Annotated in this window: 3 protein-coding genes, 21 tRNA genes and 2 rRNA genes (1 of these 26 running past the window's edge); 3 read left to right on the forward strand and 23 right to left on the reverse strand. The window is 49.5% G+C overall.

The window, feature by feature from the left end; translation table 11 throughout:
- Positions 1 to 4 precede the first annotated feature (4 nt).
- From ACXHJ1_RS04755 to ACXHJ1_RS04765, 3 genes are all read left to right on the forward strand, one after another.
- Positions 5 to 454, forward strand: coding sequence for a GAF domain-containing protein (locus ACXHJ1_RS04755; RefSeq protein ID WP_017428696.1), 450 nt, complete (start codon positions 5 to 7; stop codon positions 452 to 454).
- Between the two features lie 143 nt (positions 455 to 597).
- Positions 598 to 1,251 carry a response regulator gene (locus ACXHJ1_RS04760; RefSeq protein WP_013369023.1) on the forward strand — a complete coding sequence of 218 codons (654 nt, stop codon included), beginning with the start codon at positions 598 to 600 and terminating at the stop codon, positions 1,249 to 1,251.
- Positions 1,244 to 2,347, forward strand: a complete 1,104-nt coding sequence (locus ACXHJ1_RS04765) for a PAS domain-containing sensor histidine kinase (RefSeq protein WP_457905697.1) — start codon at positions 1,244 to 1,246, stop codon at positions 2,345 to 2,347. The genes ACXHJ1_RS04760 and ACXHJ1_RS04765 overlap by 8 nt, the downstream gene beginning before the upstream one ends.
- A gap of 204 nt (positions 2,348 to 2,551) precedes the next feature.
- Here ACXHJ1_RS04765 and ACXHJ1_RS04770 read toward each other — a convergent pair.
- The 23 genes from ACXHJ1_RS04770 to ACXHJ1_RS04880 form a co-directional block, all read right to left on the reverse strand.
- Positions 2,552 to 2,622, reverse strand: a tRNA-Gly gene (locus ACXHJ1_RS04770).
- Positions 2,623 to 2,631: 9 nt separating this feature from the next.
- Positions 2,632 to 2,705 (reverse strand) — tRNA-Pro (locus ACXHJ1_RS04775).
- Between the two features lie 22 nt (positions 2,706 to 2,727).
- Positions 2,728 to 2,804 (reverse strand) — tRNA-Arg (locus ACXHJ1_RS04780).
- 26 nt (positions 2,805 to 2,830) lie between these two features.
- Positions 2,831 to 2,901 (reverse strand) — tRNA-Cys (locus ACXHJ1_RS04785).
- 10 nt (positions 2,902 to 2,911) lie between these two features.
- A tRNA-Gly gene (locus tag ACXHJ1_RS04790) sits at positions 2,912 to 2,986 on the reverse strand.
- Between the two features lie 6 nt (positions 2,987 to 2,992).
- Positions 2,993 to 3,080: transfer RNA gene (locus ACXHJ1_RS04795), tRNA-Leu, on the reverse strand.
- Positions 3,081 to 3,095: 15 nt separating this feature from the next.
- Positions 3,096 to 3,171 (reverse strand) — tRNA-Lys (locus ACXHJ1_RS04800).
- Positions 3,172 to 3,175: 4 nt separating this feature from the next.
- Positions 3,176 to 3,250 (reverse strand) — tRNA-Gln (locus tag ACXHJ1_RS04805).
- Positions 3,251 to 3,268: 18 nt separating this feature from the next.
- Positions 3,269 to 3,341 (reverse strand) — tRNA-His (locus tag ACXHJ1_RS04810).
- Between the two features lie 18 nt (positions 3,342 to 3,359).
- Positions 3,360 to 3,445, reverse strand: a tRNA-Tyr gene (locus ACXHJ1_RS04815).
- A gap of 4 nt (positions 3,446 to 3,449) precedes the next feature.
- Positions 3,450 to 3,525: transfer RNA gene (locus ACXHJ1_RS04820), tRNA-Thr, on the reverse strand.
- A 25-nt stretch (positions 3,526 to 3,550) separates the two neighbouring features.
- A tRNA-Phe gene (locus ACXHJ1_RS04825) sits at positions 3,551 to 3,623 on the reverse strand.
- A gap of 51 nt (positions 3,624 to 3,674) precedes the next feature.
- Positions 3,675 to 3,751, reverse strand: a tRNA-Asp gene (locus ACXHJ1_RS04830).
- A gap of 25 nt (positions 3,752 to 3,776) precedes the next feature.
- Positions 3,777 to 3,850 (reverse strand) — tRNA-Met (locus ACXHJ1_RS04835).
- Positions 3,851 to 3,879: 29 nt separating this feature from the next.
- Positions 3,880 to 3,955 (reverse strand) — tRNA-Val (locus tag ACXHJ1_RS04840).
- 7 nt (positions 3,956 to 3,962) lie between these two features.
- Positions 3,963 to 4,034 (reverse strand) — tRNA-Glu (locus tag ACXHJ1_RS04845).
- Positions 4,035 to 4,065: 31 nt separating this feature from the next.
- Positions 4,066 to 4,157 (reverse strand) — tRNA-Ser (locus ACXHJ1_RS04850).
- A gap of 3 nt (positions 4,158 to 4,160) precedes the next feature.
- Positions 4,161 to 4,234: transfer RNA gene (locus ACXHJ1_RS04855), tRNA-Met, on the reverse strand.
- 33 nt (positions 4,235 to 4,267) lie between these two features.
- Positions 4,268 to 4,343 (reverse strand) — tRNA-Asn (locus tag ACXHJ1_RS04860).
- Between the two features lie 4 nt (positions 4,344 to 4,347).
- Positions 4,348 to 4,423, reverse strand: a tRNA-Ala gene (locus tag ACXHJ1_RS04865).
- Positions 4,424 to 4,448: 25 nt separating this feature from the next.
- A tRNA-Ile gene (locus ACXHJ1_RS04870) sits at positions 4,449 to 4,522 on the reverse strand.
- Between the two features lie 36 nt (positions 4,523 to 4,558).
- A 5S ribosomal RNA gene (gene rrf / locus ACXHJ1_RS04875) occupies positions 4,559 to 4,675 on the reverse strand.
- 151 nt (positions 4,676 to 4,826) lie between these two features.
- A 23S ribosomal RNA gene (locus ACXHJ1_RS04880) occupies positions 4,827 to 7,500 on the reverse strand; it runs 254 nt beyond the window's last position.

The raw sequence follows: 7,500 nt of genomic DNA on the forward strand, positions 1-7,500 counted from the left end.
TTCTATGCTACAAATAACGGATGAAATGCGAAATGAACTGAACCAGTTGCGAGATCATGTTTATGGGGATCTCACTGCACTTGCATTTATGTCCAGGTCAGGGGGTAAGTTGCATTGGTATTATGCCTCCGGCAGCCGAAACAATCGCTATCGCCTTATTTCTTTTAAAGTTGGGCATGGGATCGCCGGGATGGCTGTTCGTCTTGGACGTACTGTGACCGTTAGTGCTTTAATATCAGGCAGTATACGTTTACGTCAAGAATGTGCGCTTATGCTGGCCGAACAGTTACATTCTGCAGTAGCCATTCCCTTTTCCAGTACAGGAGACTTGCCAAACGGTGTGCTACTTGTCGGTAACCGTGAAGTGAGAACATTCACAGAATCTGATGTAGCCAAGGCCACTCAAGTCGCTCATCGCCTTGGCCAGCTATGTGCCCTCCCTCTCACTCCATAGATTGATATTTGAAGAAAAATAAAATTATAAATATAAGTGAACATGAACAGCTCATCTAACTATCTCTGTTGATTGAAATCCCTAAAATTTGCTATGATTATGACAAAACGCACGGTTTTTTTACCGTTCGAGGGGATGACTAATTGATTCGTATACTAGTAGTGGATGATCATGTTGTCGTACGTTCTGGCCTCATGGCCCTATTGGACGGCAAAAACGGTATTAAGGTAGTAGGAGATGCAGCAGACGGGGATGAAGCAATCCGCAAAGCGGTGGAGCTACAACCTGATGTCGTGCTCATGGATTTTAGTATGCCACCTGGCAAAGATGGCCTCACGGCAACCACCGAATTAAAAAAACAGTTGCCGGATACAGAAGTGCTTATTTTAACGATGCATGATGATGAGGAATATCTGTTCCGAGCCATTCAAGCCGGAGCATCTGGATATATTTTAAAAAGTGCACCTCATGAGGAATTACTCGCTGCCATCCAGTCTGTGGCCGAAGGCAGTGCCTATCTATACCCCAATGCAACCAAACGCCTGATGAGTGAATATCTGGACAAAATCAAACAAGAGGGCATAGCCGGGCCGTATGAATCCCTGTCTGAGCGGGAAAAAGAGATCCTATCATGGGTAGCCAAAGGATATGCCAACAAGGAAATTGCCGAACACCTGGTGATTAGCGTCAAAACCGTAGAGTCCCACAAAAGCAACCTTATGGAGAAGCTTAACTTGAAAACACGGCCTGAGTTGGTCAAATTTGCACTGAAAAAGGGGTTGCTCCATTATGAATGAACCTTCTAACCCTTTACTGCAGCCCGCCTTTGGGGAGTCAACCGATAAACTACTGAATGATTTGGAAATTCATATACCAGATTCTCCTTTTCTCCATGTACTGCGTAGTTCTCTCCACCAGCTATCCAATCTAAAATTTGCTCTAGATACATCTTCCATCGTTGCTCTGACCGATCATCGAGGAATTATTCAGTACGTAAACGATAAGTTCTGTGAGATTTCGCAATATAGTCGTGAAGAATTGATCGGGCAGGATCATCGTCTCATTAATTCGGGCTATCATACTCGAGCCTTCATGAAGAACCTGTGGACTACGATCCGTTCTGGTGAGGTATGGCAGGGAGAAATACGAAATCGTGCTAAAGATAACAGCTACTACTGGGTGAATACTACGATTGTTCCATTTATGGACGAGGAAGGTAAACCCTATCAGTACTTAGCGATCCGTAATGAAGTAACTAAATTAAAAAAAGTAGAGGCAGAGCTTCAGACCATGATGACGCAAGTCATGCAAATACAGGAGGAAGAGCGTAAACGCTTTTCAAGAGAGCTTCATGATGGGATTGGTCAAAGCCTGTTTTCACTTATTATTCAACTAGATAGCCAACTAGCTGAACAACCCAACGCTACTTTGGAAAATTTGCGTGCACAGGTAACCGATATCATTAAAGATGTTCGTGGCCTAGCGTGGGAACTTCGTCCCTCAGTTCTGGATGATTTGGGTGTCGTACCGGCCCTAAGAACTTATATTGAAAATTTCTGTTCGCATTACGGAATCGAAGTGCATTTTCAATGTACTTTACGTAAACGCCTTGATATCCGAAAAGAAATAGCAATCTATAGAATTGTACAGGAAGCACTGACGAATGTGGCTAAATACGCAGATGTAGCAGAAGCATACGTTGATGTAGAGGATCAAGACGAAATAATAAAAGTAACTATTCAGGATGAGGGTATGGGCTTCTCTGGAGAATCCAAAGGAGAGGGAGTTGGATTGTTCAGCATGGAAGAACGAGCTAGAGGAGTAGGCGGCTTCTTGAGCATGACCTCTGCTCCAAATCAGGGAACCTCCATACAGCTGACCATACCAGTGTAAAACCTGTGTACTAGATCAGTTATCGGTGTATACTCACTGCAGGAGCAGAAGGAATACACCGATAGCAAGGATTATCGATAGTCAACACTTTATAGAATCTATGGAAGATAAACATACAAAAAAAGAGAGAGCTCTGTCCCCAGACAGGCTCTCTTTATTTATAAGGTGTCACCACTGAGGCAACAAGAATCCGCTATAGCAAAAAGCGGGTGATGGGAATCGAACCCACGCTACCAGCTTGGAAGGCTGGAGTTCTACCATTGAACTACACCCGCAAATCAGTATCGGGATGACACGATTTGAACATGCGACCCCCTGGTCCCAAACCAGGTGCTCTACCAAGCTGAGCTACATCCCGACATTATACATTTTTTAATAAATGGCGCGCCCTGAGAGATTCGAACTCCCGGCCTTTTGATTCGTAGTCAAACGCTCTATCCAGCTGAGCTAAGGGCGCATATTTAGTTCCATAATGAGCAGTCAAGGCGCCACCCAGATTTGAACTGGGGATGAAGCTTTTGCAGAGCTTTGCCTTACCACTTGGCTATGGCGCCGTATGGATAATGGAGCGGACGACGGGAATCGAACCCGCGACCCTCGCCTTGGCAAGGCGATGCTCTACCGCTGAGCCACGTCCGCAAAATATGGTGCGGTCGAGAGGACTCGAACCTCCACGGGGGGTTAGCCCACACGGACCTGAACCGTGCGCGTCTGCCAATTCCGCCACGACCGCAAAATAACTTATAAATGGTGAGCCATGAAGGACTCGAACCTTCGACACCCTGATTAAAAGTCAGGTGCTCTACCAACTGAGCTAATGGCTCTTAATGGCTGGGGATATAGGATTTGAACCTATGCATGACGGAGTCAAAGTCCGTTGCCTTACCGCTTGGCTAATCCCCATTAAATTAAGAATCAAAGGGCGGCCGATGGGGCTTGAACCCACGAATGCCGGAGTCACAGTCCGGTGCGTTAACCACTTCGCCACGACCGCCATATGATTATAAAAGACTGGTGGAGGATGATGGATTCGAACCACCGAACCCGTAAGGGAGCAGATTTACAGTCTGATGCGTTTGGCCACTTCGCTAATCCTCCAAAATGGTGCCGGCGAGAGGACTTGAACCCCCAACCTACTGATTACAAGTCAGTTGCTCTACCAATTGAGCTACACCGGCACATTGCCAATTCCCACTTGAAAGGTGGCTCGGGACGGAATCGAACCGCCGACACGAGGATTTTCAGTCCTCTGCTCTACCGACTGAGCTACCGAGCCATGTTTTATTTTACAACTATATCATATAGTTTACACTATATGTAGTTAAAATGGCGGAACTGACGGGATTCGAACCCGCGATCTCCTGCGTGACAGGCAGGCATGTTAGGCCTCTACACCACAGTTCCAAAGGCATTTCCAATAGGAAATTAATTGCGGGGGCAGGATTTGAACCTACGACCTTCGGGTTATGAGCCCGACGAGCTACCGAACTGCTCCACCCCGCGACATCAAAGATATTTCACAATATTATTAATGGTGGAGGCTGAGGGGATCGAACCCCCGACCCTCTGCTTGTAAGGCAGATGCTCTCCCAGCTGAGCTAAGCCTCCATAATTATGACCCGTAGGGGATTCGAACCCCTGTTACCTCCGTGAAAGGGAGGTGTCTTAACCCCTTGACCAACGGGCCTTGCAAAATGAATTCTGATTTAATAATTTTGTGGCGGAGAGAGAGGGATTCGAACCCTCGCACCACTTACGCAGTCTAACCCCTTAGCAGAGGGTCCCCTTATAGCCACTTGGGTATCTCTCCGAGTAGCGGCAGAGGGGATCGAACCCCCGACCTCACGGGTATGAACCGTACGCTCTAGCCAGCTGAGCTACGCCGCCACCTTATATATAAAATTCAGAAGTATTGAAATATGGCTCCCCGAACAGGACTCGAACCTGTGACAACTCGATTAACAGTCGAGTGCTCTACCAACTGAGCTATCAGGGAATATTGGTGGAGCCAAGGGGGATCGAACCCCTGACCTCCTGCGTGCAAGGCAGGCGCTCTCCCAGCTGAGCTATAGCCCCAAACTTTTAGTCAATCTAGAAATGATGGGCCTTAGTGGACTCGAACCACCGACCTCACCCTTATCAGGGGTGCGCTCTAACCAGCTGAGCTAAAGGCCCTAATTCATTAAATTTTATCATCCTTTAAAGGATTTTGCTTGGCGGCGTCCTACTCTCCCAGGACCCTGCGGTCCAAGTACCATCGGCGCTGGAGGGCTTAACGGTCGTGTTCGGGATGGGTACGTGTGGAACCCCTCCGCTATCGCCACCAAACATGAATTTGCCTCGCAAATTCTTCCGTAAGGTTATTCGGTTCATCACAAATTGTGTGAATAAATAGCCATACGCTTGTCGTATGTACTTCTACATACCTTCAAGGTTACACCCTGAAAACTGGATCCGAAACTTCATTGCGCCTTATCTTTAGGATAAGCCCTCGACCGATTAGTATTGGTCAGCTCCATGCATTACTGCACTTCCACCCCCAACCTATCTACCTCGTCGTCTTCAAGGGGTCTTACATACTGGGAAATCTCATCTTGAGGGGGGCTTCACGCTTAGATGCTTTCAGCGCTTATCCCTTCCGTACATAGCTACCCAGCGGTGCTCCTGGCGGAACAACTGGTACACCAGCGGTACGTCCATCCCGGTCCTCTCGTACTAAGGACAGCTCCTCTCAAATTTCCTACGCCCACGACAGATAGGGACCGAACTGTCTCACGACGTTCTGAACCCAGCTCGCGTACCGCTTTAATGGGCGAACAGCCCAACCCTTGGGACCTACTTCAGCCCCAGGATGCGATGAGCCGACATCGAGGTGCCAAACCTCCCCGTCGATGTGGACTCTTGGGGGAGATAAGCCTGTTATCCCCAGGGTAGCTTTTATCCGTTGAGCGATGGCCCTTCCATGCGGTACCACCGGATCACTAAGCCCGACTTTCGTCCCTGCTCGACTTGTAGGTCTCGCAGTCAAGCTCCCTTCTGCCTTTGCACTCTTCGAATGATTTCCAACCATTCTGAGGGAACCTTGGGGCGCCTCCGTTACTCTTTAGGAGGCGACCGCCCCAGTCAAACTGCCCACCTGACACTGTCCTCGTACCGGATCACGGTACCAAGTTAGAACCTAGATACGATCAGGGTGGTATCCCAAGGATGCCTCCTCTCAAGCTGGCGCTCAAGATTCAACGGCTCCCACCTATCCTGTACAGATCGTACCCAAATTCAATATCAAGCTGCAGTAAAGCTCCATGGGGTCTTTCCGTCTTGTCGCGGGTAACCTGCATCTTCACAGGTATTAAAATTTCACCGGATCTCTCGTTGAGACAGCGCCCAAGTCGTTACGCCATTCGTGCGGGTCAGAATTTACCTGACAAGGAATTTCGCTACCTTAGGACCGTTATAGTTACGGCCGCCGTTTACTGGGGCTTCGGTTCATAGCTTCGCTCTTACGAGCTTACCACTCCCCTTAACCTTCCAGCACCGGGCAGGCGTCAGCCCGTATACTTCGCCTTGCGGCTTCGCACAGACCTGTGTTTTTGCTAAACAGTCGCTTGGGCCTTTTCACTGCGGCCCCCTCGGGCTATTCACCCTACCGAGGCACCCCTTCTCCCGAAGTTACGGGGTCATTTTGCCGAGTTCCTTAACGAGAGTTCTTCCGCGCGCCTTAGAATTCTCTTCTCGCCTACCTGTGTCGGTTTGCGGTACGGGCACCTTCTCCTGGCTAGAGGCTTTTCTTGGCAGTCTGAGATCATGACCTTCGCTACTATAATTTTCGCTCCCCATCACAGCCCAGCCTTACGATGTGCGGATTTGCCTACACATCAGCCTCACTGCTTAGACGGACATCCATCAGTCCGCGTCACTACCCTACTGCGTCACCCCATCGCTCATCACGGATTACGGTGGTACAGGAATTTCGACCTGTTGTCCTTCGACTACGCCTATCGGCCTCGCCTTAGGTCCCGACTTACCCTGAGCGGACGAACCTTCCTCAGGAACCCTTAGGCTTTCGGCGGATCTGATTCTCACAGATCTTTTCGTTACTCATACCGGCATTCTCACTTGAATGCAGTCCAGCGCTCCTTCCGGTACACCTTCACCCCGCATTCAACGCTCCCCTACCCCTGATGCAAAGCATCAAGCCATAGCTTCGGTGGTGTGTTTAGCCCCGTTACATTTTCGGCGCAGAGTCACTCGACCAGTGAGCTATTACGCACTCTTTCAATGGTGGCTGCTTCTAAGCCAACATCCTGGTTGTCTGTGCAACTCCACATCCTTTCCCACTTAACACACACTTGGGGACCTTAGCTGATGGTCTGGGCTGTTTCCCTTTCGACAATGGATCTTAGCACTCACTGTCTGACTCCCGGAACTAAATCTATGGCATTCGGAGTTTGACTGAGCTTGGTAACCCTTGCGGGCCCCGCACCCAATCAGTGCTCTACCTCCACGATTCTTCTTTCCGAGGCTAGCCCTAAAGCTATTTCGGGGAGAACCAGCTATCTCCGGGTTCGATTGGAATTTCTCCGCTACCCCCACCTCATCCCCGCATTTTTCAACATGCGTGGGTTCGGGCCTCCAGTGCGTGTTACCGCACCTTCACCCTGGACAGGGGTAGATCACCCGGTTTCGGGTCTACGTCCACGTACTCATTCGCCCTATTCAGACTCGCTTTCGCTGCGGCTTCAGCTCTTCACCTTAACCTTGCACGGGAACGTAACTCGCCGGTTCATTCTACAAAAGGCACGCCATCACCCATAGATCGGGCTCTGACTTCTTGTAAGCACACGGTTTCAGGATCTATTTCACTCCCCTTCCGGGGTGCTTTTCACCTTTCCCTCACGGTACTGCTTCACTATCGGTCGCCAGGGAGTATTTAGCCTTGGCAGATGGTCCTGCCGGATTCATACGGGGTTTCACGTGCCCCGCACTACTCGGGATCCGTCTCGGAGGGAACAAGTTTTGAACTACAGGGCTTTTACCTTCTCTGGCGGGCCTTTCCAGACCTCTTCATCTAACCGGTTCCTTTGTAACTCCATGTGAGACGTCCCACAACCCCAAGGAGCAAGCTCCTTGGTTTGGGCTAATCCGCGTTCGCT

It is taken from the genome of Paenibacillus sp. ALE2, assembly GCF_054113385.1.